The sequence below is a fragment of the Pelomonas sp. CA6 genome (genome assembly GCF_022549225.1).
GTDB lineage: Bacteria > Pseudomonadota > Gammaproteobacteria > Burkholderiales > Burkholderiaceae_C > Roseateles.
On record NZ_JAKZFD010000001.1, the window covers coordinates 282,182 to 305,519 of the forward strand.

Sequence of the window (23,338 nt, forward strand, 5' to 3'; positions counted from 1 at the left end):
GGGGCCTATCGCGGGCCGCGCCTAGCGCGACGCCGCGCTGGCGGCCGGCAGCACCGTCGGCGCGCTGACCTCGACGGACTGCTTGCCGCGCACCGACACATAGGCCGAGCGCTCGGTCATGTCGATCACGCGCTGCAGCAGGTCCGCCAGTTCCAGGTGCTTCATCGGGTCTCGTGCGGTCGACTCGGGGTCGTGGTACTTGGTGTTGTCGTACTGGTTCTTGCGCGCCAGCACCTGCAGCGTCTTCGCGTCCAGCGTGAGGCGCTGGAAGTAGATGTAGGGCGCCACGTAGGTGACGGCGCGCACCACCTCGCCGGTGCGCGGGTTCAGCGTGCGCGAGCCGCCGTTGTCGGAGAGGCTGATATTGCCGCCCGGCGTCTCCAGTTCCTGCCCCGGGTCCAGCCCGCGTTCCAGCGGCTGCACGTAGATGCCCACCCCTTGCAGCTTGCTGCCCATGCCCTTCATCTCGGGCATGAAGTAGCGCGGCAGGATGGCCTCGATGCGGCTCCAGCCGGCGCGCTCGGGCATGCCGCCCAGGTGCTCGCGCAGCGCCTCCAGCAGCGCATCGTCGCGCTGCGGGCCACGCAGCGCGTTGATCTTCTGGTTGATCGCCTCGGTGGGGTTCCAGCTCAGCAGCGCCACGCTGGCGCCGGGCTCTTCTTCCTGCACCGCGCGCTGCAGGCCGCGCAGCGCCGCGAAGTTCAGCGCCTGGCTGTCGATGGGCACGATGGCGCGGCTGAAGGGTTCCATGTGGGTGCCGGTGCTGCTGCGCTGGCGCACGATGGTGAGGCGGTCGCCGACGGCCGCCACCAGCGCGATCACCGGCGGCGTGCCGGCGGTCGGCCCCGCCGTGTCGGCCGTGGCCGCGTGGCTGGGTTGCAGCGTCAGGCCGAGCAGTGCGGCGGCGGTGGCCGTGATCCGGCGCAGGCCGGCAGGGACGAAGGCAGGGCGGTTGAGCGACATGTTCGGGATCCGTGAGCGCGCCATCAGGCAGCGCTGGATCTTAGAAGCGGTGGCCGGGGCTGCCGCCCGTCATGCCCTCACCCCTTGGGGGGATGGCGGCCCCGGGGAACGGGGACGGCTGGTCGCGGCCGCCACGCGTCAATGCAAGCGGGCCGGCGCCGCCGCCGGCAGGGCCTCCAGCCAGTACAGCGCGAACCACTGGCGGGCGTCGATCCAGCTGGCGCGCGGCTGCAGCCCGGCACGGCGCGCCAGCTCCTCGAAGCCCTCGGGGCTGAACTTGTGGCTGTGCTCGGTGTGCAGGCATTGCCCGCGCGCGAAGCGGTAATGGCGCCCCTGCAGCACCAGGGACTGGTCCCGCAGGCTCTGCAGGTGCATCTCGATGCGTCGCTGGGGCGCGTTGTAGAAGGCGCTGTGCGCGAACAGCTCCGGCTGTACCTGCAGCCCCAGCTCGCGCCGTGCCCGCGTCAGCAGGTTGAGGTTGAACTGCGCGGTGACGCCGGCGCGGTCGTTGTAGGCAGCGTGCAGCACGGCCGGATCTTTGACCAGGTCCACGCCGATCAGCAGCCCGCCGCCGCGCAGTTCCTGGGCGCACAGGCGCAAAAAGCCCAGCGCCTCGTGCGGCAGGAAGTTGCCCAGGCTGGAGCCGGGGAAGAAGCCAACGCGGCGCGCGCCCGGCGGCAGCGCCGGCAGCTCGTGAGGCGCGGTGAAGTCGGCCACGACCGGCTGCACGCGCAGGCGCGGCATTTCGTGCCGCAACAACTGCACGGCCTGCAGCAGGTGCTCGCCGGAAATGTCCACCGGCACGAAGGACTGCAGGTCCTGCAGATGCTGCAGCAGCAGGCGCACCTTGCGCAGCGCGCCAGCGCCGTATTCCACCAGCTGCACCTGCGGGCCCAGCGTGCGCGCGATCTCGCGGCCATGGCGTTCCAGCAGCGCGATTTCGGTGCGCGTCGGGTAGTACTCGGGCAGTTCGCAGATGGCCTCGAACAGGCGCGAGCCCTGGGCATCGTAGAAGTACTTGGGCGAGATGCTGTGCGGCGCCCGGCCCAGTGCGGCATGCAGGTCGCGGGCAAAGCCTTGGGTCGGCGCGTCGGGTGTGGCGGGGTGCTGCAGCGCGGCGCTGCCAGCGGGGTCGAGGGAAAGGGTGTCCATGGGCAGAGGTCTCCGTCAGACGAGGTCTCTGGCAAGCCGCAGACCGGCGAACTGCCAGCGCGTGGCCGCGGGGAAGAAGTTGCGGTAGCTGGCGCGGCTGTGCCCGGCCGGCGTGGCCAGGCTGCCGCCGCGCAGCACCATCTGGCCCACCATGAATTTGCCGTTGTATTCGGCGGCGGCACCGGCCAGCGGCCGGAAGCCGGGGTAGGGGCCATAGGCGGAACGGGTCCATTGCCAGGCCTGGTCGTAGATCTGGCGCATGCCGGGGAGGTCGCGCGCGGCGCGTTCCCATTCCGCTTCGGTGGGCAGGCGCGCTCCGGCCCATTGCGCATAGGCCCAGGCCTCGTGGTAGCTGAGGTTGAGCACCGGCGCCGCCGGGTCCAGCGGCTGCAGGCCGTGCAGCCCGAAGACCTGCCAGCCCTCGCGGCCTTCGCGCCAGTACAGCGGGGCCCGCCAGTCCTGGGTCTGGACCAGGCTCCAGCCTTCCGAGAGCCACAGCGCGGGGTCGCGATAGCCGCCAGCGTCGACGAAGCGCGCGTAGTCGCCCTGGCTGACCAGCCGGTCGGCGATCTCGAAGGGCGCGAGCCAGTGGCGATGGCGCGGGGTCTCGTTGTCGAACGCGAAGGCCGGGCCGGCGGCGTCGGCGCCGAGCTCCACCAGCCCGCCGGGGTGGGGCAGCCAGCGTGCCTCGGGCAGCGGGGCGGTGGCGGGCGCCTGGCGCGGCAGGGGCAGATAGGCCGGCAGCTGCGGATGGCAGGACAGCAGGTGCAGCGCGTCGGTCAGCAGCAGCTCCTGGTGCTGTTGCTCGTGCTGCAGCCCGAGCTCGGTCAGCGCGGCCAGTCCCACCCATTGCGGCGGCGGCGCGTCGGCCAGCAGCCTCAGCAGGGCCTGGTCCACATGGCGCCGGTAGGCCTGCACCTCGGCCAGCGCCGGGCGGCTCAGCAGACCGCGCTGCGGTCGCGGATGGCGCGGCCCCAGTGCCTCGTAGTAGGAGTTGAAGAGATAGGCATAGCCGGGGTCGAAGACGCGGTAGTCCGCCGCCAGTGGCTGCAGCACCAGGGTCTCGAAGAACCAGCTGGTGTGGGCCTGGTGCCATTTGCTCGGGCTTGCGTCGGGCATGGACTGCACGCACTGGTCTTCCGGGGTCAGCGGTTCGGCCAGCGCCAGCGTGTGGGCGCGCACGCGCCGGTAGCGCTGGGCCAGCGCGTCGCGGGCGGGTCCGGGGTCTGGGGTCATGCCGGGCTCCCTGGGGTGGGCGCGGCGCCGGGGAGGCGCCACGTGTCCGTGCACGGTAGCGGATCGGTTTCCCCATCTTGTCAGCAGGGATGCGGCGCGCCGGCGTGCGAGCCAAGGACAGAGGTCGGACCAGTCCCGGTTTCAACATCCGGTCATCTGCGTGGGCTAGGCTGGCTCGACCCAGCCCATGACTGTCCACCCATCACGTCAGGATCCGTCCATGTCTTCCGAGGAACTTTTCGGCTCCGTGCTGCTCAGCCGGGCGCAGGTGGAAGCCATCGTCCGCAGCGCGGAATCGGCGCTGGACGTGCAGCGCCGGCACCAGTTCTTCGTCTGGCTGCAGGGCAGCCTGCAGGCGCTGATGCCCCACCAGATCGCGCTGTGCGGTGCGTATCTGCGCCAGCGGCGCAGCCTGCAGTTCGAGGTGTTCAACAGCGTGCCGGTGCCCGAGGCGCTGCAGCGCTGCGCCGGCGACGCTCAGAGCGAGCCGCTGCGCCTGCTGCAGCAGGCCTGGCTGGCCGCGCACCAGCGGCCCTGCGCCGTGCCCTGGACCCTGCTGGAGCCGGGCGGCAACACCCAGCTGTCCGATGCGCTGCGCGAGGGTGGCTTCCATGACGCGCTGGTGCATGGCGTGTCGCGCCCGCAGCGGCCCGGCGAGATCGAGAGCTTCTTCGTGCTGCTGTCGCGCCAAGGCCCGTGGCAGGAGGCGCAGCGCCATCACCTGGAGCTGCTGATGCCCCACATCCACAGCACCTGGCTGCGCGTGCTGGGCAACGAGCTGACGTTGGGGGAGCTGCGCATCGGCAGCGCCGACGCGCCGCTGGTGCGCGCGATCACCGAGCGCGAACGCGACATCCTGCGCGGCCTGACCGAAGGCAAGAGCAACCGCCAGATCGCGCAGATGCTGGGCATCAGCGCGCTGACGGTGAAAAACCACGTGCAGAACATCCTGCGCAAGCTGGGCGTGGCCAACCGCGCGCACGCGGTGGCCCATGCGGTGGCGCTGAACGTGGTGCTGCCGCCGGGCTCGATTCAGCCGCCGGGCAGGTCCGGCTGAGCAAGGCGGCGACGCGCGACGCGCTGCAGCGCCATCGCCAGCAGCAGGCCCGGCAGCAGGCCCAGCGAGTCGGCCAGTACGTCCATCGCGTCGGCCTCGCGGCCCGGCACCATGCTCTGCACCAGCTCGATCAGCACGCCATAGCCCAGCAGCGCCAGTGCGGTGAGGCTCCAGTGCCCGCGAAAGCCCAGGCGCATCACGAAGGCCAGCGTGAAGAAGGCCAGCATGTGGTTGGACTTGTCCCAGCCAGTGCTCAGCACGACCGGTGGCCGGGGGCTGAAGGCAAGCCAGGAGATCACCAGCACCAGCAGCACCAGCAGCAGGCGCCAGCCGCCGCGCCAGCGCGGCTGCGAGAGGAGGGACAACAGGGCATTCATCGTGGCGGCAGTGTAGGGGCGCCGCGGGGCCGGCGCGCGCAGGCCCTAGGATGCACCCTGCATCAACTCACGAATCGGGCATGGATCGCACGAGCTCCCGCTTTGGCCGGCTGGTCTTGACGCAGGCCCTGGGCCGCTGGGAAGAGGAAGGTCAGCCGCTGGATGACGGCCCGGCGCTGCGCGCGCTGGCCGCTACCGAGCGCCAGGCGCAGATGCTGGAGCGCGCCGAACGTCTGTTGCCTCTGACCCCGCTGCCGAGCCATTGGCGGGAACTCCGTCGGCTGGCGCTGGGCCTGGGACTGGCGGCGGCCTTGCTGCTGTGGCTGGCCGGCGGCGGCATCCTGGGACGGGCGCTGGGAGGCGGGCACAGCATCAATGTGCTGCTGGCCTGGTGGGCCGTGCTGGGCGTGAACCTGTTGGCGCTGCTGGCCTGGACCGTGCTGGCGCTGCTGGGCGGGGTTGGCCTGGGCGGCGGCCTGGGAGGCTTGAGCGGCTGGGCGCTGGCCTTGCTGCGCCCCTGGCTGGCGCGCGAGAAACGGCTGCTGCTGGCCGAGGCCGGCGCGCTGGCGCGGCGCGGGCGCCTGCTGCCCTGGCTGACGGGGCTGTTCAGCCACGCGGTCTGGGCGCTGGTGATGGGCCTGGTGCTGGCCGGCCTGTGGTGGGCCTTCGCGTTCAGCGCCTACCGGCTCGGCTGGGAGAGCACCATCCTGGCGGGCGCCGATTTCGCGCAATGGGTGCATGGGCTGGGCCGGCTGCCGGCGCTACTGGGCTTTCCCAACCCGGCGCCGGACAGCTTGAATCGCTGGGTCGGCAGCCCCGAGGGGCATCGCCTGCTGGCGCTGTGGCTGCTGGGCTGCACCGTCGTCTACGGGCTGCTGCCGCGCCTGCTGCTGCTGGGTCTGTGCGCGCTGATGCTGGCCTGGCGCCAGCGGCGGCTGACGCTGGACGCGGCCGCGCCCTGGTACCAGAGCCTGGCACGCCGGCTTGACCGGCTGAGCCCGGCCCGCGTGCTCGACGCCGGGCCGGATGACGCGCCGGCCGTGGCGCCGCGCGGCGCCGTCGCCGACCGCGGCCCCTGGGCGCTGCTGGCCTACGAGACCGACCCGCGCCAGCCGCTGCCCCAGGCGCTGGCGGGCGCGGCCCTGGCGGTGTTGAGCAGCGATGGCGGAGCGGCCCAGCAGGGCGAGCTGATGCAGGCGCTGCGGCAACTGCCGGCGGGGTTGCCGCTGCTGGTCGCCGTGCGCGCCACGGCCACGCCGGACCGCGCGCTGCAGCGCTGGCTGCAGCGCCTGCGCGAGCAGGGCCATGGCTGCGCGCTGTGCCTGCTGGCCCCCGCGAGCGACGCGGACCGGCGGCGCTGGCGCGACGGTGTCGCTGCCTGGGGTCAGGTCTTGCCCGTGCTGGACGAAGCGCAGGCCGCGCTGGGTCCCGGCGCCTGGACGGGAGCCGTGCATGGATGAGCTGCTGCGCCTGGCCGTGGTGGGCCATACCAACGTGGGCAAGACCTCGTTGCTGCGCACGCTGGCGCGGCGCGCGGATTTCGGTGAGGTGGCCGACCGGGCGGGCACCACCCGCCACGTGGAGCAGCTGCGGCTGAGCCTGGATGGCGCGCCCGAGCTGCAGCTGCTGGACACGCCCGGCCTGGAGGACGCGCCGGGCTTGCTGCAGCTGCTGCAGCAGGGCGAGGGCTGGCCGCACGAGCGCATTGCCCGCTTCCTGGCCGGCCCGCAGGCCCAGGGCGACTTCGAGCAAGAGGCCAAGGTACTGCGCGCGCTGCAGCAGGTGGACGCGGCGCTGATCGTGATTGATGCACGCGAGCCGGTGCTGCCCAAGCATCGCGCCGAGTTGCAGCTGCTGTCCTGGTGCGGACGGCCGCTGATGCCGGTGCTCAACCACCTGCGCGCGGCCGATGGCCACGAGCCGGACTGGCTGCGCGCTCTGGCCGAGCATGGCCTGCATGTGCTGGCGCGTTTCGACGCGGTGGCGCCTTTCGTCGGCGCCGAGCAGCAGCTGTTGCAGGACCTGCAGAGTCTGCTGCGCGAACGCGGCCCGGCGCTGCAGCGCCTGCGCCAGGCCCTGCAGCGCGAGGCCCGGCAGCGCCGCGAGGCGGCCTGCACCGTGCTTGCGCGGCTGCTGCTGCGCGGCGCCGCGCTGCGCGAGCTGCGCCAGCGCAGCGAACTGGACACGGCGCCGGCGCGCAGCGCCGCGGCGGCGGGTCTGCGCCGGCGCCTGTTGGATCTGGCCGGCCCGTCGGTGGACCAGTTGCTGGCGATCTACGGCTTTCGTCCCGGCGATGCGGATGCCCAGCTGCTGCCCTGGTTGGACGGTCGGCGTCTGCAGACCCTGTTCGAGCCCGAGGCGCTGAAGGCCGCCGGGACGGCACTGGGCCGCGGTGCTGCCACCGGCGCGGCGATCGGACTGGTGGCCGACCTCGCGCTGGCCGGGCTGTCGCTGGGCACGGCCACGGCGCTGGGCGCGGCGATCGGCGGCACGCTGAGCCAGGGCTTCACCGTCGCCGGTCGTGCGCTGCGCCAGGGCCTGCGTGGGCAGGTGGAGCTGGGCGTGGAAGAAACCGTGTTGCTGCTGCTGGCCGACCAGTTGCTGGGCCTGCTGCTGCAGCTGGAACAGCGCGGCCATGCGGCGCAGCAGGCGCTGCGGCTGGCGCCGCCGCGGGAAGCCGCGCGCAGCCTGCAGGCGGCGCTGGGCGGCCTGCTGGGCCGGGCGCGCGCCTATCCACACTGGGCCGAGGCCCCGCTGTCACAGCTGGAGGACGAGGCGCGCTGGCGCGAGCTGCAACAGCAGGCGGCGCGCCAATGCCTGGCCCAGCTGGACGAGCGGCTGACCGGCGCGGAAACGGCTTGAGTCGCCAGGTCAGAACTCGTACTTCAGCACCTGCTCGCCGCCGATGAGCTCGCCGGTGGGCCGGAACCCGGCCTGTTCGTAAAGCCTGCGCGCGGCCTCGTTCTCCGGCTTCACGCCCAGGATCACGCAGGGACAGTCGGGCAGGCCCGACAGCATGCTCAGAATCTGCCGCAGCGCCGCGCGGGCGTGGCCCTGGCCTTGGTGCCGCGCATCGATCATCAGGCGGTAGATCCAGTAATTCCCATCGTCCTCGTCGACGGTGTACATCGCGAATCCCACCGGCTGCCCGTCCGCGCGGATCAGCAGCGGCACGCAATCGGGATCGTCCGCCGCATCCTCCAGCGATTCGGCATTGCTGGCGACGAAGGATTGCTGGTGGGGGTGGGGGCTCAGCGCGAGCGCCAGTGCGTGCTCGTCGGGCCGGATCCTCGTGACGGTCACGCGGGCGGAGGTCGGGGTGCCGGATGGCAGGGGCGGTGTTGTCAAATTCGAAGGCTCCGGAGTGGGCGGGTTGGCGGACGCGGGCGATGGTACCCACCTGACCCGGCCTCGGCCCCGGCCCCGCAGCGTTTTCTCGTCGGTGACGCGGGACTAGGCAGCGCCCAGCCTAGCGCGGATCGTCGGAATCAAACGCAACAAGGCGAACGTCAAGGACATTCACAAACGCCATGCTGGCGCGCGGCAGAATCCGCGGGTGTCCATGACCTGACCGCCGCGGCTGGCGCGCCACCTCTGCGGGCCGCGCGCATCCCGCCCATGCCATCGACCATGAAGCGTCTTGCCCTGCCATTGATCGCCGCCGCGCTGCTGGCGGCCGGCTGCGCCACCACGACCTCACCGCCAGGGGGAGCGTCGGCCTCGGCCTCCAGCGCCCGGGTCGATCAGGATGCCCTCTGGCTGGATCGCCTGAGCTGGGGGGCGAGCAGCAGCAGCCTGGCCGAGTTGCGCCGCATGGGGCGCAAGACCTGGCTGGACACGCAACTCAATGGCCGCGCCCCGCTGCCGACCGAGCTGCAAGCGCAGATCGCCGCGCTGAGCATCAGCCAGCGCGACCTGCCCTCGCTGGTCTACGAGATGGAGGCGCAGCGCAAGAGCGCCGACGCGAGCAAGGACGATGCGGCCAAGGCCGCCGCGCAGCAGGCCTACCAGCAGACGCTGAACCGGCTCTCGCGCGAAGCCGCGAGCCGCGCGCTGCTGCTCGCCGCCTATTCCCCCAACCAGATGCGCGAGCAGCTGACCTGGTTCTGGTTCAACCATTTCAACGTCCACCAGTACAAGCACAACCTGCGCGCCATGGTGGGCGACTATGAGCAGGGCCTGCGCGAGCACGCCCTGGGACGGTTCCGGGACTTGCTGGGCTACACCGCCCACCACCCGGCCATGCTGCGCTACCTGGACAACGAGCAGAACGCCGCCGGCCGCATCAACGAGAACTACGCGCGCGAACTGCTCGAGCTGCATACCTTGGGCGTGGACGCCGGCTACACGCAGCGCGACGTGCAGGAGCTCGCCCGCGTGCTCACCGGCTTGGGCGTGAACCTCAGCGGCACCGAGCCCAAGCTCAAGCCGGCGCAGCAGGCCCAGTACCAGCGCCGCGGGTTGATGGAGTTCAATCCGGCGCGCCATGACTTCGGCGACAAGCAGCTGCTGGGGATGGAGGTGAAGGGCCGCGGCCTGGCCGAACTGGACCAGGTGCTGGACACGCTGGCCCGACACCCGGCCACCGCGCGCTTCGTGTCGCGCAAGCTGGCCCAGGCCTTCGTGGCCGACATGCCGCCGCCCGCGCTCGTCGAGCGCATGGCGCAGCGCTGGCAGCAGAGCGATGGCCGGATCAGCGAGGTGATGCGCGCACTCATCCAGTCGCCCGAGTTCGAGGCCTCGCTGAGCCGTAAGTTCAAGGACCCGGCGCACTACGTCGTCTCGGCCGTGCGCCTGGCCTACGACACCAAGCAAGTGCTCAACACCGGGCCGATGATCGGCTGGCTCTACCGGCTGGGCCAGGCGCCCTACAACCGCCAGACGCCCGACGGCTATGCGCTCGACGAATCGGCCTGGGCTGGCCCGGGGCAGCTCAACACCCGCTTCGAGATCGCCCGCGCCATCGGCAGCGGCAGCGCCGGGTTGTTCCGTGTCGAAGGCGAGAAGACCGACCGGCCCGCCTTCCCGCAGCTCGCCAACCCGCTGTACTACGAAGGCATCGCGCCGCGTCTGGCCAGCGCCACCCGGCAGACGCTCGACCAGGCCTCTTCGCCCCAGGAGTGGGCCACCTTCCTGCTCGCCTCGCCCGAGTTCATGCACCGTTGAGGAGGCCCGACATGCGCCGACGCCATCTGCTGCAATCCCTGGCCAGCGCGCCGCTCGCGCTGGGCGCCGCTCGCCTGTGGGCCGCCGACGCGGCATCGGCGTCGGCAACGCCGCGCTTCCTGCTGGTCTTCCTGCGCGGCGCCTACGACGCGGCCAACCTGCTGGTGCCCCATGCGTCGCCGTTCTATTACGAAGCGCGGCCCAACATCGCCGTGCCGGCGCCGGGCGCGGCTGGCCTGGCGGCCACCGCGCTCGACGCCAGCTGGGCGCTCGCGCCCGCGGTGGCGCAGAGCCTGGGGCCCCTGTGGGACAAGGGGCAGCTGGCCTTCGTGCCTTTCGCCGGCTGTGCCGACACCTCGCGCAGCCATTTCGAGACCCAGGACCGGATCGAATTGGGCCAGGCCGACGAGGGCGCTCGCGACTTCCGCAGCGGATTCATGAACCGGCTGGCTCTGGTGCTGGGTGCCAATGCCGGTGCGTCGCGGCTGGAGGCCATGGCCTTCACCGATCAGGTGCCCCTGGTCCTGCGCGGATCGTTGCCGGTGGCCAACCAGGCCTTGCGCGAGCTGGGCAAGCCCGGCATCAGCGCCGCGCAGGCAAAGGCGATCGAGCGCATGTATGCCGGCACGCGGCTGGCCACCACGGTCAGCGGCGGCTTCGAGGTGCGTGACGAGGTGGCGCGCGAGATGGTCGGGGAAATGGAGGCCGCCAGCCGCAACGCCATTGGCAGCAAGGGCTTCGCGCTGGAGGCGCGGCGCATCGCGCGGCTGATGCGTGAACGCGTCACCCTGGGCTTCATCGACGTGGGTGGCTGGGACACCCATGTCGCCCAGGGTGGCGCCAGCGGCACGCTGGCCGGCAAGTTCACGGAGCTGGGGCAGGGCCTCGCCACCTTTGCCGAGGAAATGGGGCCGCAATGGGCCAACACCACGGTCGTGGTGCTGAGCGAGTTCGGCCGCACCTTCCGCGAGAACGGCAACCGCGGCACCGACCACGGCCATGGCAGCGCTTACTGGGTCCTGGGGGGCGGCGTGCGCGGGGGGCGCATCGTGGGCGAGCAGGTGGCGCTCAGCCCCGCCACGCTGTTCCAGGGGCGGGACTGGCCCGTGCTCAACGACTACCGCGCTGTGCTCGGCGGTCTCTTTGCGCGTCAGTGGGGTTTGAGCCCCGCGCAGCTCGATGCCGTCTTTCCCGGCGCCGGTCCGCGCGATCTGGGCCTGCTGTGATCCGCGTGGATCCCCGGCCCCCAAAGCACAAGGGCCTGGCGCCGAGTGACGCCAAGCCCTTGATTTGTATGGTGCCGGTGAAGAGAGTCGAACTCCCGACCTTCGCATTACGAATGCGCTGCTCTACCAACTGAGCTACACCGGCCTAAGACCAAGACTATAGCACGGGAAATCAGGAGGAGCCAAGCTCTGCCACGCAGACCTGGTCGCGGCCGGCCTGCTTGGCGCGGTAGAGGGCCTCGTCGGCCCGGGTGATCAGGTATTGGTAGTCGGGATGGCCATCGAACAGCGCGGCGCCGATGCTGACCGTGACGTGGAGCTTGCGGCCCTGGCCGAGCAGGAATTCGCTGGCGGCGAAGCGCTCGCGCAGCTGTTCGGCGGCGCGCGCCAGGCCGTTGGCGTCGACCTCGACCAGCACGACCAGGATTTCCTCGCCGCCATAGCGGAACACGAAGTCGCCGTTGCGCACGCTGTCCAGGATGAGCATGGCCGCCTGTTGCAGCACCAGGTCGCCGGCGTCGTGGCCACGCTCGTCGTTGATGCGCTTGAAGTGGTCAATGTCCAGCAGCAGCACGCCGAAGCGGCTGTGGCGCTCGTTGGCGAGCTTGATCTCGCGGCCGATCACCGAAGGCAGGAAGCGGCGGTTGAGCAGCCGGGTGAGGGTGTCGCGGCCGTTCTCCACCTCCAGCTGGCGTTCGAACAGGGTCTTGAGCTGGAACTTGAGGTTCTCCAGCTCCATCTGCAGCTCCAGCAGGTGGCGGTTGAGTTCCAGCGGGTCGGTCTGCGGGGCGTACAGGCGGGGCAGCAGGCTGTCGTCGATGCGCGCCACGATCTCGCGCAGCAGCTCCAGCTCGGGCACGCCGTCGAACATCGCGCTGCCCTTGTGGTGGAACCACAGCCCGAACTCCGAGCGCCCCAGGCTGGGCACCTGCGCGGGCCGTTCACCGCCGCGGTGCAGCGAGAACAGCAGCTCCTGGCTCCACTCCAGCAGCGCCGAGCGCTGACGCTCGCGCTCCACCGAGAGGTTCTGGCCCAGCGAGAAGAGCCGGTAGGCCTCGTCGTTGCGGGCCCCGCGCTGGCTGTTGCGCATGAAGGCCTCGGACATCAGCTCCAGCGCCAGATCCATCAGCTGGCCCACATAGACCTGGGCTTGGCGCAGCAGGGTCTCGTCGCCGGTCGACTGGGCGAGCACGGCGAACAGGCTGCGCTTGAGCTGGCGCGCGCCGCGCGCCACCAGATGGATGGGCAGTTGGATGCGCGCATGCACCTCGCCAACGTGGCGCTGCATCGCCACCAGCGCCGGCAGGTCGCCATGCGGATGGTGGAACAGCTCCAGCAGCCAGCGCTGCATGGAGTGGCGCAGGCGCTGCTGCACCACCTCATGGTCCAGGAAGGACTGGGCCTGGTGGTGGGCCATCATCGCCTCGTAGAAGGCGTCGGCCAGCGCCGGCGCATGCGGCTGGACGCCGGCCCAGACCCGTTGGCGCGCCGCCTCCGGGGTGTGGTCCAGAATGGCCTGCCATTCGCCTTCGGGCGGCAGCGGGGTGGTCGGGGGGGCTGCGCTCAAACGGTACTCCTGGGCAGGGTCAGTTCTCCAGATGGTAGCGGGTGACGCGCTCCACCTCGTTGCGGGAGCCCAGGATGACGGACACGCGCTCGTGCAGCTGCGTGGGCTGCAGATCCATGATGCGCTGGCGCCCGTTGGTCGCGGCGCCGCCGGCCTGCTCGATCAGGAAGGACATGGGGTTGGCCTCGTACATCAGGCGCAGCTTGCCCGGCTTGTTGGGCTCGCGCTTGTCCCAGGGGTACATGAAGATGCCGCCGCGGGTCAGGATGCGGTGCACGTCCGCGACCATGGAGGCGATCCAGCGCATGTTGAAGTTCTTGCCGCGCGGGCCTTCGTCGCCGGCCAGGCATTCGTCGATGTAGCGCTTCACCGGGGCGTCCCAGTGGCGCATGTTGGACATGTTGATCGCGAATTCCTTGGTGTCCTCGGGGATCTTCACGTCGTCCGCGGTCAGCACCCAGGAGCCCTGCTCGCGGTCCAGCGTGAACATCGCGACGCCGTCGCCGACGGTCAGCACCAGCGTGGTCTGCGGGCCGTAGACGCAATAGCCGGCGGCCGCCTGCTGGCTGCCCGGCTGCAGGAAGTCTTCCTCGCTGACGCCCTTGCTGCCCTCGGGCTTCTTCAGCACCGAGAAGATGGTGCCGATCGAGACGTTGACGTCGATGTTGGACGAGCCGTCCAGCGGGTCGAACATCAGCAGGTATTCGCCCTGCGGGAAGCGGTTGGGCACCAGGTAGATGCCCTCCATTTCTTCCGACGCCATCGCCGCGAGGTGGCCGCCCCATTCGTTGGCCTCGATCAGCACCTCGTTGGCGATGATGTCCAGCTTCTTCTGCACCTCGCCCTGCACGTTCTCGGAGCCGGCCGTGCCCAGCACGTCGCCGAGCGCACCTTTGTTGACGCTGATGGCGATGCGCTTGCAGGCACGCGCCACCACCTCGATCAGCAGGCGCAGCTGCTGCGGGATGTGGCCGTGCTGGCGCTGCTGTTCGACCAGGTACTGGGTCAGGCTGACGCGGTGGCTCATGGGATCTCCAGATAGTGCAGAAAGCGTTGCGGTGCCGGCTTACTCGCCCAGCGCCAGCGCGCGCTCGACGATCTCGCGCACGTCGTTGGACAGGTCGGGCTTGGCGGCCACGCGGGCGATGGCCTCGCGCGCGGCGCTGCGATAGGGCTGGGCCAGCGCGGTCCAGCGGTCCATCACGCGCGCCAGACGGCCGGCCACCTGCGGGTTGATCGCGTCCAGCTGCAGCACCATGTCGGCCCAGAACACATAGCCCGCGGCGTCGCCGCGGTGGAAGGCGGCCGGGTTGGACATGCACAGCGAGAAGATCAGGCTGCGCGCGCGGTTGGGGTTCTTCAGCGTGAAGTCGGGATGCTGCAGCAGCTGCTTGACGCGCGCGAAGGTCTTGCCCTGGCGCTCGGCGGCGCGGCCCTGCAGCGCGAACCACTTGTCCACCACCAGCGGCTCGTGGCGGAACTGGGCATGGAAGCGCTCCAGCGCCGGCTGGGCCAGCTCGGCATGCGCCTGCACCAGCGCGGACAGCGCGCCCAGGCGGTCGGTCATGTTGCTGGCGTCCTTGAAGCGCTGGTAGGCCCGGCCGGGCCACACGGGGTCGCCGCTGCGCGTGGCCTGCAGCACCAGCATGGACAGCGCCAGATTGGCCAGCGCGCGCTGGCCCGCCTGCCGCGGGGTGGGCTGGTAGCCCTCGTGCACCTGCTGCGCCTCGAAGGCCTGTGCCCAGTCCTCGTGCAGCTCGGCGGCCAGCTGGTGCTGGGCCGCATCCACCGCGGCGTGGATGGCCTGCGGGTCCACCGGCACGCCGGCCTCGGCCAGCTGTTCGGCGATGTAGGCCTCGTCGGGCAGCACCAGGGCCAGGGCCTTGAAGGCGGGATCCAGCCCGGGGTGACGCAGCACGGCGCGCATGGCCTCGACATAGCCCGCGTCCAGCTGCAGCGCCTGGCCGCCGCGCACCGCGGCGACGATGCGCGCCAGCGCCAGGCGCTGGCCGGCTTCCCAGCGGTTGAAGGCGTCGGCGTCATGCTGCAGCAGGGTCAGCAGCTCGGCGTCGCCCAGGCCGTCGTCCAGCAGCACCGGCGCGGAGAAGCCGCGCAGCAGCGAGGGCACCGGCTCGGTGGCGACGTTGACGAAGACGAAGCGCTGTTCGGCCTGGTCCAGCACCAGCACGCGTTCGGTGCCGGCCGGCGCCTCCTCGCCCTGCAGCTGCAGCGGCAAGACCTGGCCCTCGCGCGAGAGCAGGCCCATGGCCACCGGGATCACCTGGGGCAGCTTGTCGGGCTGGCCCGGCGTCGCCGGGTTGTGCTGCTTCAGGGTCAGCGTGTAGGTCTGGGCTGCGGCGTCGTACTCGCCGCGCGCCTGCAGGCGCGGCGTGCCGGCCTGGGCGTACCAGCGCTTGAAGGTGTCCAGGCGCGAGGAGAGCTCGGAGCCGGGGTTGGCATCGGCGATGGCCTGGGCGAAGTCGTCGCAGGTCACGGCCTGGCCGTCATGGCGCTGGAAGTACAGCGCCATGCCCTTGGCGAAACCTTCGCGGCCGACCAGGGTCTGGTACATGCGCACGACTTCGGCGCCCTTGTTGTAGACCGTGGCGGTGTAGAAGTTGTTGATCTCGACGTAGGAGTCCGGGCGCACCGGATGGGCCATCGCGCCGGCGTCCTCGGGGAACTGGCCGGAGCGCAGCATGCGCACGTCCTGGATGCGGCAGACGGCACGGCTGCTCGGAGCGGCGGCCATGTCCTGGCTGAATTCCTGATCGCGGAAGACGGTCAGGCCTTCTTTCAGCGAGAGCTGGAACCAGTCGCGGCAGGTGACGCGATTGCCGGTCCAGTTGTGGAAGTACTCGTGCGCGACGATGGACTCGATGCGGAAGAAGTCCGCGTCGGTCGCGGTGGCCGGCGAGGCGAGCAGGGCGCTGGTGTTGAAGATGTTCAGGCCCTTGTTCTCCATCGCGCCCATGTTGAAGTCGGACACGCCGACCACCATGAAGCGCTCCAGGTCCAGCGGCAGCTTGAATCGCGCCTCGTCCCAGACCACCGAGGCGATCAGCGAGTTCATCGCGTGCTCGGTCTTCTCCAGGTCGCCGCGGCGCACATAGACCTGCAGCAGGTGGTCCTTGCCGGCGCGCGTGCGGATGCGCTGTTCGCGCGCGACCAGGTCGGCCGCGACCAGGGCGAACAGATAGCTGGGCTTGGGGAAGGGGTCGTGCCACTTCGCGAAGTGGCGGCCGTTGTCCAGGCTGCCGGACTCCAGCAGGTTGCCGTTGGACAGCAGCACCGGGTACTTGGCCTGGTCGGCGCGCAGCGTCACGGTGTAGACCGCCATCACGTCCGGGCGGTCGAGGAAGTAGGTGATGCGGCGGAAGCCCTCGGCCTCGCACTGGGTGAAGAAGCCGCCGCCCGAGGTGTACAGGCCCGACAGCGAGGTGTTCTTCTCCGGCGCGCAGGTGTTGCGGATCTCGAGCTGGAAGTCGGCGTCGGGCGCGTTGTCGATGATGAGCTCATGCCCTTCCTGGCGGAAGGAGACGCTGTCGCCGTTGATCAGCACGCGCAGCAGGTTCAGCTCTTCGCCGTGCAGGCGCAGCGGGCCGTGGGCCACGGCGGTGTTGCGCTCGATCTGCATCTTGCTGGTGACCAGGGTCTTGGCCGGGTCCAGGTCGAAGCACAGGTCGACGCTGCGTATCCAGTACGCGGGCGCCACATAGTCTTCGCGGCGGATCGGGGTGGCAGTGCCTTCTCGCATCATGGCGGGCATCCTTGTTCGAGTGGGGTCCGGAGGAAGTCTTGTCGGGAGAGGACCCCGCCGTCTCCGGGGCGGGGCCGCGCATCGGCGTCAGACGCCTTGCTTCAGTGACGCGGTGATGAAGGCGTCCAGGTCGCCGTCCAGCACCTTTTGCGTGTTGGAGATTTCGACATTGGTGCGCAGGTCCTTGATGCGGCTCTGGTCCAGCACATAGGAGCGGATCTGGTGGCCCCAGCCCACGTCGGTCTTGCTGTCTTCCAGCTTCTGCTGCTCGGCCATGCGCTTCTTCATTTCATGGTCGTACAGGCGCGAGCGCAGGCGGCGCCAGGCGACGTCGCGGTTGCTGTGCTGGCTGCGGCTGTCCTGGCACTGCACCACGATGCCCGTGGGAACGTGGGTCAGACGCACCGCGGAGTCGGTCTTGTTGATGTGCTGGCCGCCGGCGCCGCTGGCGCGGAAGGTGTCGGTGCGCACGTCGGCCGGGTTGATGTCGATCTCGATCGAATCGTCGATCTCCGGGTAGACGAAGAGCGAGGCGAAGCTGGTGTGGCGGCCGCCCGAAGAATCGAACGGGCTCTTGCGCACCAGGCGGTGCACGCCCGACTCGGTGCGCAGCAGGCCGAAGGCGTACTCGCCCTCCACCTTGATCGTGGCGCTCTTGATACCGGCCACGTCGCCCGGGGTTTCTTCCTCGACGTCGGCCTTGAAGCCCTTGCGCTCACAGTACTTCAGGTATTGGCGCAGCAGCATGCCGGCCCAGTCGCAGGCCTCGGTGCCGCCGGCGCCGGCCTGGATGTCGATGAAGCAGTTGCTCGGATCGGCCGGGTTGTTGAACATCCGGCGGAACTCCAGCTCCTCGACCTTCTCGGTCAGCTTGGCCGCGTCGGCTTCGATGGCCTCGAGGCCGTCGAAGTCACTCTCTTCCTTGGACATCTCGAACAACTCCAGGTTGTCCGACAGGTTGCTGGAGAGGAAGTTGATGGTCTCGACCACCGTCTCCAGCGTGCGCTTTTCCTTGCCCAGCTCCTGAGCCCGCTTGGGCTCGTTCCAGATGTTGGGGTTCTCCAGCGCGGCATTGACCTCGTTCAACCGCAGTGATTTGCGGTCGTAGTCAAAGATACCCCCTTAGCGCGTCGGTACGCGCTTGCAGATCGGTCAGCAGGTTGCCGATCGCATTGATCCGTTCGATGTCCATGGTGTCTTCAGAGTGGCTCCGGCGTGTGCCAGATCAATCTGCCATTTTCTCATGTCCTGTGGGTCTTATCCCGGTCGTTTGACGTCGAGCCCCGAGGGTGGGCGCAAGGCCGGGGCGGCTATCCTTGCGCCCATGCTGACCCTGGCCCTGCTGCCCAAGCTGCTCGCCGAGATCGCGCTGCTGGCCTGGGCCGGGCAGGCGCTGCTGGGCGCGCTGATCGGCGCCCGGCGCGAGCACAACGGGGCCTGGCGTCTGCTGGGCTGGGTGCTGCAGCCTTGGTTGGCGGGCGTGCGTCGCCTGGCGCCGCGGGCCTGGCCGGAGCGCCGCGTGCGCGCGCTGGCGCTGGCCTTGCTGCTGGCGCTGTGGCTGCTGGGCAGCGCGCTCAAGCTCTGGGTCTGCCTGGGGCAGGGTCTGGCCGGCTGCCGCTGAGCGCTGGCGGCGGGCACAATCGGCGCTCGCTCCACCCGTCCCGACTCCGCGATGGCGACCCCTCCCGACTCCGGCGCCTACTGGCGCGCCAACCTGCGCCTGGTGGGCCTGCTGCTGGCCGTCTGGTTCACGGTCACCTTCGTGATCGCCTACTTCGCCCGATCGCTGAGCTTCAGCGTCCTGGGCTGGCCCTTCAGCTTCTGGGTCGCGGCCCAGGGGGCGCTGATCGTGTATTGCGTGCTGGTCTGGTTCTACGCGCGCACGATGAACCGGCGCGACCGCGAACAGCGGCACGACAGCGCGGACGGCGGCGCGGGGCAGGACTGACGCGGCCGGCGCTCAGGCCTCGGGCAGTGCCAGCCCGGCGGCCTTCAGCGCCTCTTCCGCGCGCAGCAGCTGCTGGCGCGCCTGGCCCAGCTGGGCGTCGCGCTCGGACAGCAACTGCTGCAGCCGGGTGTTCTCCTGTTGCAGTGCCTTGAGCTGCAGCTGCAGGCGTTCGCGCTGCTCGTCGCTCAGCGGGCCCAGGTCCTCGGCGCTTGCGGCCTGGGCTTCGCCTACTGGCGCGTCCTGGCCCTCGTCGGCGGGCTTGCGCTTGCCGCCCTTGGCCTCGCGCGCCTGCTTGGCGGTCTCGCGCAGCGTCTTCTTTCCGCCGGCCACGGCGGCAGCCTGGGTTTCCACGGGCAGGTCGGCGATCACCGCGGCCGCGCTGATGGACACCTCGCCGGCCTTCACCGCGGCCACCAGCTCGGGCGCCGCGGATTTCTGGATCTTCTCGATCTGCGTCACCGTCGCGGTGCTGACGCGCGCCGCCTTGGCGATGGCTTCGCGGCTCTTCAGCGGCGGCGGGGGCGGCAGCGCGGGCGTGCTGTCCTCGGCCGGGGGGGCTTCGGGCGCGGGGTCCTGCAGCACGGCCAGGCGGCGGGCCTCCAGGATCTCCTTCTTGCGCAGCGCGAGCACGCCGCGCTGGAAGTCGGACACGCTGCGCCGCCCCAGGTGCTGGTCGATCATCCACAGGTGCACGTCCTCGATGGACTTGAAGCGTGTGTTCTGCACGGTTTGAAAGGGCAGGCCGTGCTTGCTGCAGATGGAATAGCGGTTGTGACCGTCCACCAGCAGCTCGCCCCACAGCACCAGGGCGTCCCGGCAGCCCTCGGCCAGGATGCTGCGCTCCAGCGCCTCGTACTCTTCGGGGCTGAGCGGATCGATGTAGGCGCGCAGGTCTTCGTTGACGACGATGTTCATGGCCGGAAGCGGGAAGGGTGCGTAAGGAGTGCCGAAGGGCGCGCATTCTAGGCGCCCCGGGTCGCGGCGCTTTGTGACGCTGCGTGTCCGTCCGGTGGTCCTTGCGTCGACAGGCAGGTCCGCCGCACGCGCATGGCTTTAAGCTCCACGCTTGTTCCAACTCGGGAGAAAAACCATGCACAACAAGATCCATTCCCTGGGACCGTGGCGCTGGGCCGCACTGGCCTTGCTGGCGGGCGGGCTGTCCGCCTGCGCCGGCGTCGGTGGCGGCGGCGGCGGGGGAGCGCCGACGCTGGAGGGCAGCCGCTGGGTGCTGGCCGAGTTGGCGGCGCAGCCGGGGCAAGACCTGCCCCCGACGCTGCGCCCCACGCTGGCCTTCGAGAACGGCCGCGCCGGCGGCAGCGATGGCTGCAACCGCTATGCGCGCCCCTACACGCAGCGCGGCGGCAACCTGGACTTCGGTCCGGGCCCCGGCGTGGGCACGCTGATGGCCTGCCAGCCCGGGCGCGAGGCGCTCTCCCAAGGCTGGCAGGCGGCGCTGGCCGCGACCCGGGCCGCCCGCGTGGCCCCCGGCGACGGCGGCATGCTGGAGCTGCTGGACGGCGACGGCCGCACGCTGGCGCGCCTGGCGCCGCAGCCCGCCGGTCTGGCAGGCACGCGCTGGGAGGTGCTGATGCTCAACAACGGCCAGCAGGCGGTGAGCAGCCTGATCGACGGCAGCCGCATCGAGCTGGCCTTCGACGCCGATGGGCGGCTGTCGGGCTCGGGCGGCTGCAATCCGCTGCTCGGCCGCTACGAGCTGAGCTCGGGCGATGGGGGCCAGGTCTTGCGCCTGAGCGGGCTGGCCCAGGGGCGGCGCGCCTGTCTGCATCCGACCGGTGTGATGACGCAGGAGGCCCAGCTGCTGCGTCAGCTGGAGGGCGCGGAGCGCTTTCGCCGCGAGGGAGACCGCCTGGAACTGCGCCGGGCCGACGGCGCACTGGTGCTCAGCGCGAAGCTGATCCGCTGACGACGGACCGGGCGCTCAGGCGACGACCCGCCCGCGCGCGGCCAGCGCCTGTTCGCACTGCAATTCGAATCGGCCCTGCGGCTCGCCGTGCAGCGCCAGCTGCGCGCCCAGCGGCACTGGTCGCAGGAAGTCGATCTCGGCCTCGCGAGGGGGCTGTCCCTGCAGACGCTGCCATTCCGCCAGCGCGCGGGCCAGGCTGTGCATGCCATGAATGATGGCGCGGCGCTGGCCCAGCAGCCGCGCCGACCAGTCCCACAGGTGGATGGGGTTGAGGTCGCCGGACAGCCGGGCATAGCGCCAGCCCTCGTTGCGCGCCACCGGCCATTGCGCCAACGGCGGCAGCGCGGGATCGGGCGGCACGGCGGCCGGGCGCGGGCGGGCTTGCGTCGGCCGCGCCTGCCCTCGCGCCAGATAGAGGCTGCTGCCCTGCCAGACCGGCCCCGCCGGCTGGCTCAGCGTCACCTCCATCTGCAGGCGCGGACGCTGGCGCGCATCCTGCGCGTCCGGCGGCAGCAGCGTTGCGCGCGTGGACAGCTGCAGCGCCGCGCGTCGGTCGGGCGGCGCGAGCCATTGCAGGCGCTGGCTCAGATGCACCAGGCCCAGCACCGGCAGCGGGAAGTCCTCCGACAGCATCAGCGCCAGCTGGGCGCGCTGCGCGAGCAGATAGGGGTAGCACAGCGGCAGGGCGTCCGGTGCATAGCCCAGCGCGGCGTTGTAGCGCGCCAGGTGCTCGCCCGACCAGGGCGGCGCGCGGTGCCGCTGGGTCAGCGCGGTGGCGCGGGCCCCGGCCCGTGGCCCGCGCAGCAGTCGCCACCACTGCGCCCAGCTCCAGCGTGTCGGCAGCCAGGGCACGCCGTCCGCGGGCTCCGGACGGCTTGGGACCTTCACGGGGCCCCAGCCTTCAGGTGGCGGTCCAGGAACTGCTCGACGCGGCGCGCGAAGTCCACATGGGTGGTCACCTGGCGCCAGCTGTGGCCCTCGTTGGGGTAGACCACCCATTCCGGGGTCTGGCCGGCGGCCTTCAGCGCACTGCGCAGGCGCTCGCCATGGGCCAGCGGCACGCGGACATCGGCCGCGCCATAGGCCAGCAGCAGCGGCGCCTTGATGCGCGCGGCCTGCTCGACCGGCGAGTTGGCCTGGATCATCTCGGCATCCTTGTCCGGGTCTCCCACCATCACCGGCAGGCCGTAGCGGCGCGCGTCCTCGCTGACGTCGTCGCCGATCCAGCCGCTGCCCTGGATCAGCAGCTTCAGGTCCGCGACGCCCACCCAGGCGATGCCGCAGCGGTACAGCTCAGGATCGCGCACCAGGCCCATCAGCGTGGCATAGCCGCCATAGCTGGCGCCGGCGATGCAGGCGCGCCGGTCGGCCAGGCCCTGGGCCTGGGCCCACTTCAGCGCATCGGTCACGTCGTCCTGCATGGTCTGGCCCCACTGCTTCCAGCCAGCCTGGTAGTGCGCCCAGCCATAGCCGGTGCTGCCGCGGAACTCGGGGCTGATGACCAGATAGCCGCGCGACGCGAGGAACTGCTCCATCGCCGACCAGCGCCAATGGCCGCCGCGCACCCAGGGCCCGCCATGGACCATGACGACGGCGGGCAGCGGACGCTCGGGCTTGGTGCCGGGCTTGACGCTGGGCGGCAGCGTGATCCAGACCGGCAGGTCCAGGCCGTCGCGCGCGCGGATGCGCTGGAAGTCCACGCTGGCCATGCGCCGCGGGTCTATGCCCTTGAGCACCTGGCTGATCGGTTGCCAGCGCTTCGACGCGGCTTCGTAAAGCCACAAGGTGCCCGGATCCTGGTCCGAGAAGCTCCTCACCAGCGCCACCATGTCGTTCGCGCCGCAGCGCACGCACTGCACGCGGTTGACGCGGCCCGGCAGGCGCTCGTCGACCTCGGCCTGGAAGCGCTTCATGGCGGCGTCGAACCAGAGGGTCTGCTCGGCATCGGTCTCCAGACGCACGCCCAGCGCCAAGTCGCCGCTGCGCTCAAGAAGCAGCGTGCCGGTGAAGTCGAAGCCCGGCGTGCTGACCAGTGGCTTGGCGCTGGGCTTGCCGGCGGCGAAGTCATAGGTGGTCAGCGTCGAGTACTTGCCGGCGCCGGTGCTGCGCGTCACGTAGAGCGTGCCCTTGTCGTCCACCGAATGCAGGCTGAAGGGGCGGCGCAGACTGTCGTGCGTGCTCAGTTCGCGCCAGCCTTCGTCGCCGGCGCCGCGCCAGTGGTAGATCTCGCGGCCGTTGGTGCTGCTGATCGCGGCGCGCGGGTTGCCGCGGCTGTCGAACATCCAGGCGTGGATGTTGTCGGGGGCGCCCCTGATGTCCATGGCGCGGGTGCGGCCGGTGCGCACGTTGAGCCACAGCGGCGTGATCTGGGCCAGCGACTTGCCCTCGAACTTCATTACGCCGATCACGACCTCGTCGGCCGGGGCGTCGGGCTGCGCGCGGGGGACGGACAGCAGCAGGTGGTTCCACTCCAGCGAGCGGTTGCGCTCGCCGTTGCTGACGAAGGGGGTGCCATAGCGGCGCACCAGCGTGCGCAGCTCCTGGCCGTCCGGGGCCACGGAGTAGAGCCCGGGCGCCAGGCGCTGGTCCTCGCCGCTGCCGGCCTCGAGGTCCACCACGCTGAAGACCAGCCGCTCGTCCCCCACCCAGTCAAAGCGGACCACATCCACATCGGAGAAGGCCGCGGCCCGCTTGGGCTTGGGCGTGTCGCCCAGTTCGACGACGTACAGCGAGACGCGCTTGCTGCCGGCCGAGGTGGTCAGCGCGATCTGCCGGCCCGAGGGCGAGAGCTTGACGTCCAGCACCGCGGGATGCTGGAAGAACTGCTCCAGCGCCACCGGCTCGGTGGCGCCTTGCGCAAGGGCGGGTTGAGCGAGAGCCCCTGCCATCAGGGCCAGTGCGGTGCCCAGCAGGCGCAGCCGGCGCCAGCGCCGAGTCTTTGCGGTCATGGAAGTCCTCCCCG

20 protein-coding genes and 1 tRNA gene are annotated in these 23,338 nt (G+C 70.8%); 8 read left to right on the plus strand and 13 right to left on the minus strand.

The features are described from left to right. Positions 1 to 21 precede the first annotated feature (21 nt). The 3 genes from LZ017_RS01295 to egtB form a co-directional block, all read right to left on the minus strand. Complete coding sequence (locus LZ017_RS01295) at positions 22 to 963, minus strand: hypothetical protein (protein WP_241298251.1); 942 nt, start codon at positions 961 to 963, stop codon at positions 22 to 24. 138 nt (positions 964 to 1,101) lie between these two features. Then, positions 1,102 to 2,115 (minus strand): L-histidine N(alpha)-methyltransferase, encoded by a 1,014-nt coding sequence (gene egtD / locus LZ017_RS01300; protein ID WP_241298252.1) that lies wholly within the window; start codon positions 2,113 to 2,115, stop codon positions 1,102 to 1,104. A gap of 15 nt (positions 2,116 to 2,130) precedes the next feature. Beyond that, positions 2,131 to 3,351, minus strand: a complete 1,221-nt coding sequence (gene egtB / locus LZ017_RS01305; protein ID WP_241298253.1) for an ergothioneine biosynthesis protein EgtB — start codon at positions 3,349 to 3,351, stop codon at positions 2,131 to 2,133. Between the two features lie 220 nt (positions 3,352 to 3,571). On the opposite strand from egtB, the gene epsA reads away from it, so the two are divergent. Beyond that, positions 3,572 to 4,408, plus strand: a complete 837-nt coding sequence (epsA, locus tag LZ017_RS01310) for an XrtB/PEP-CTERM-associated transcriptional regulator EpsA (RefSeq protein ID WP_241298254.1) — start codon at positions 3,572 to 3,574, stop codon at positions 4,406 to 4,408. Here epsA and LZ017_RS01315 read toward each other — a convergent pair. Continuing rightward, on the minus strand, positions 4,384 to 4,773 hold the full coding sequence (locus LZ017_RS01315; RefSeq protein WP_241298255.1) for a VanZ family protein: 390 nt from the start codon (positions 4,771 to 4,773) through the stop codon (positions 4,384 to 4,386). The two genes, epsA and LZ017_RS01315, sit on opposite strands and share 25 nt — an antisense overlap. Before the next feature lie 92 nt (positions 4,774 to 4,865). Between LZ017_RS01315 and LZ017_RS01320 the strand changes: the two genes are divergently transcribed. Then, positions 4,866 to 6,245: a DUF2868 domain-containing protein gene (locus LZ017_RS01320; RefSeq protein WP_241298256.1), complete on the plus strand. Its 1,380-nt coding sequence runs from the start codon at positions 4,866 to 4,868 to the stop codon at positions 6,243 to 6,245. Next, entirely contained in the window at positions 6,238 to 7,647 is a 1,410-nt protein-coding gene (locus tag LZ017_RS01325) for a GTPase/DUF3482 domain-containing protein (RefSeq protein WP_241298257.1), read from the plus strand. The genes LZ017_RS01320 and LZ017_RS01325 overlap by 8 nt, the downstream gene beginning before the upstream one ends. A gap of 9 nt (positions 7,648 to 7,656) precedes the next feature. Here LZ017_RS01325 and LZ017_RS01330 read toward each other — a convergent pair whose 3' ends face one another. After that, a complete protein-coding gene (locus LZ017_RS01330; protein ID WP_241298258.1) occupies positions 7,657 to 8,088 on the minus strand; it encodes an N-acetyltransferase in 432 nt (143 codons plus the stop codon). Positions 8,089 to 8,415: 327 nt separating this feature from the next. On the opposite strand from LZ017_RS01330, the gene LZ017_RS01335 reads away from it, so the two are divergent. Together LZ017_RS01335 and LZ017_RS01340 are read left to right on the plus strand one after the other, a co-directional pair. Further along, the gene (locus LZ017_RS01335) at positions 8,416 to 9,951 is read left to right on the plus strand and encodes a DUF1800 domain-containing protein (RefSeq protein WP_241298259.1); all 1,536 of its coding nucleotides are present in this window, start codon (positions 8,416 to 8,418) and stop codon (positions 9,949 to 9,951) included. A gap of 11 nt (positions 9,952 to 9,962) precedes the next feature. Then, on the plus strand, positions 9,963 to 11,177 hold the full coding sequence (locus tag LZ017_RS01340; RefSeq protein WP_241298260.1) for a DUF1501 domain-containing protein: 1,215 nt from the start codon (positions 9,963 to 9,965) through the stop codon (positions 11,175 to 11,177). Between the two features lie 69 nt (positions 11,178 to 11,246). Here LZ017_RS01340 and LZ017_RS01345 read toward each other — a convergent pair. The 5 genes from LZ017_RS01345 to prfB all read right to left on the minus strand — a co-directional run bounded on the left by LZ017_RS01345 (position 11,247) and on the right by prfB (position 17,696). Continuing rightward, positions 11,247 to 11,322 (minus strand) — tRNA-Thr (locus LZ017_RS01345). Between the two features lie 27 nt (positions 11,323 to 11,349). Continuing rightward, positions 11,350 to 12,744 carry a diguanylate cyclase gene (locus LZ017_RS01350; RefSeq protein ID WP_241298261.1) on the minus strand — a complete coding sequence of 465 codons (1,395 nt, stop codon included), beginning with the start codon at positions 12,742 to 12,744 and terminating at the stop codon, positions 11,350 to 11,352. Positions 12,745 to 12,763: 19 nt separating this feature from the next. Continuing rightward, entirely contained in the window at positions 12,764 to 13,771 is a 1,008-nt protein-coding gene (locus LZ017_RS01355) for a class 1 fructose-bisphosphatase (RefSeq protein WP_241298262.1), read from the minus strand. 39 nt (positions 13,772 to 13,810) lie between these two features. Beyond that, positions 13,811 to 16,501 carry an aminopeptidase N gene (gene pepN / locus LZ017_RS01360; RefSeq protein ID WP_241298685.1) on the minus strand — a complete coding sequence of 897 codons (2,691 nt, stop codon included), beginning with the start codon at positions 16,499 to 16,501 and terminating at the stop codon, positions 13,811 to 13,813. Between the two features lie 90 nt (positions 16,502 to 16,591). After that, a protein-coding gene (gene prfB, locus LZ017_RS01365) for a peptide chain release factor 2 (protein WP_241298263.1) occupies positions 16,592 to 17,696 on the minus strand; the annotation gives its coding sequence in 2 pieces (ribosomal slippage) (positions 16,592 to 17,614 and positions 17,616 to 17,696; 1,104 coding nt in all). Positions 17,697 to 17,828: 132 nt separating this feature from the next. Between prfB and LZ017_RS01370 the strand changes: the two genes are divergently transcribed. Beyond that, the gene (locus LZ017_RS01370; RefSeq protein WP_241298264.1) at positions 17,829 to 18,125 is read left to right on the plus strand and encodes a hypothetical protein; all 297 of its coding nucleotides are present in this window, start codon (positions 17,829 to 17,831) and stop codon (positions 18,123 to 18,125) included. A gap of 51 nt (positions 18,126 to 18,176) precedes the next feature. Beyond that, on the plus strand, positions 18,177 to 18,452 hold the full coding sequence (locus LZ017_RS01375) for a DUF4212 domain-containing protein (protein ID WP_241298265.1): 276 nt from the start codon (positions 18,177 to 18,179) through the stop codon (positions 18,450 to 18,452). A 12-nt stretch (positions 18,453 to 18,464) separates the two neighbouring features. Here LZ017_RS01375 and LZ017_RS01380 read toward each other — a convergent pair whose 3' ends face one another. Next, positions 18,465 to 19,367, minus strand: a complete 903-nt coding sequence (locus LZ017_RS01380) for a plasmid replication/partition related protein (RefSeq protein WP_241298266.1) — start codon at positions 19,365 to 19,367, stop codon at positions 18,465 to 18,467. A 175-nt stretch (positions 19,368 to 19,542) separates the two neighbouring features. Between LZ017_RS01380 and LZ017_RS01385 the strand changes: the two genes are divergently transcribed. Further along, a complete protein-coding gene (locus LZ017_RS01385; RefSeq protein ID WP_241298267.1) occupies positions 19,543 to 20,376 on the plus strand; it encodes an META domain-containing protein in 834 nt (277 codons plus the stop codon). Between the two features lie 15 nt (positions 20,377 to 20,391). Here LZ017_RS01385 and LZ017_RS22215 read toward each other — a convergent pair whose 3' ends face one another. Both LZ017_RS22215 and LZ017_RS01395 read right to left on the minus strand, forming a co-directional pair. Then, positions 20,392 to 21,264, minus strand: a complete 873-nt coding sequence (locus tag LZ017_RS22215) for a MaoC/PaaZ C-terminal domain-containing protein (protein WP_241298268.1) — start codon at positions 21,262 to 21,264, stop codon at positions 20,392 to 20,394. Next, positions 21,261 to 23,324 carry a S9 family peptidase gene (locus LZ017_RS01395; RefSeq protein WP_241298269.1) on the minus strand — a complete coding sequence of 688 codons (2,064 nt, stop codon included), beginning with the start codon at positions 23,322 to 23,324 and terminating at the stop codon, positions 21,261 to 21,263. Before LZ017_RS01395 ends, LZ017_RS22215 begins: the two co-directional genes overlap by 4 nt. Positions 23,325 to 23,338 lie beyond the last annotated feature (14 nt).